This window comes from Mesorhizobium sp. M7A.F.Ca.CA.002.05.1.1 (assembly GCF_003998335.1).
Lineage (GTDB): Bacteria > Pseudomonadota > Alphaproteobacteria > Rhizobiales > Rhizobiaceae > Mesorhizobium.
This window is the reverse complement of the sequence record NZ_RZQI01001463.1, coordinates 1-808: the sequence shown is the minus strand read 5'-3', so window position 1 is coordinate 808 and position 808 is coordinate 1. Positions and strand designations below refer to the sequence as shown.

The window sequence follows — 808 nt, the reverse complement described above, 5'->3', positions numbered from 1 at the left end:
GCACGCAGCAACGGCACGGTCTCGTGGCGGATGCCGCCATCGGCCGCCAGAACCACTTGCGCCTCGCGGCCGGCCTCTCTCAGGATGGCGCGGGCAGCGCCCAGCCTGTCGCAGGCCTTGTCCGACAGGCTCTGTCCCTTGACGCCGATTGCGGTTCCAAGAAGCGTCACGAAGGCGACTTCCGGGACGAAGGCCGTCACCGCTTCCACAGGCGTCTCCAGCCTGAGTACGACGCCGGCCTCGGCGCCGAGCTCCCGCGCCAGCCGCACGGCGCGCAATCCGGCTTCGCCATTCTCGGCATGGACGCTGATCATGTCGGCGCCGGCTTCGATGAACTGGCGCGTCTGCGCCTCGACGATTGCTTCATCGACCATCAGGTGGACATGGATGGGTTTCGCCGTCAGCCCTGCGATGCGGGCGACGAGATCGGGGAAGAACAGGAAGGACGGTGCGAAATGACCGTCCGCCACATCGATATGATGAAGATCGACATAGGGCTCGATGCGCTTCAAGTCGTTTTCGAAATTGGCGAGATTGGCCGACCAGAGCGAGAATTCGGCGATCATCCGGTCGCGCGGCAATGCGGCGATGGCGGCCGGGCCTGAGAGAGGTTTCGAGGTCATGACTGGTCCTGGTTGTTGAAATTCATGTCGAGAAAGTCCGCGATGGCGGCGCGAATTTCGGCGAAATGGCACTCCTTGTCGGTGGCCTTCGGCATCACCTCGGCAAAGGTCGCATTGGGGATGGCGTCGGCGAGGCTGCGGGCGGCGGCCAGCGGATGGACGAGATCGATGCCGCTGCCGATGAC

General features: G+C 64.4%; 1 protein-coding gene and 1 pseudogene. Both read right to left on the bottom strand.

All coding sequences use genetic code 11. The annotated features are described in order from the left end of the window. The coding region (locus tag EN939_RS36375) for a ribulose-phosphate 3-epimerase (RefSeq protein WP_127272070.1) at positions 1-623 on the bottom strand (623 nt) is incomplete at its 3' end. Continuing rightward, positions 620-808: pseudogene (locus EN939_RS36370) on the bottom strand (alpha/beta fold hydrolase); the annotation flags it as partial. The pseudogene EN939_RS36370 and the gene EN939_RS36375, both read right to left, overlap by 4 nt.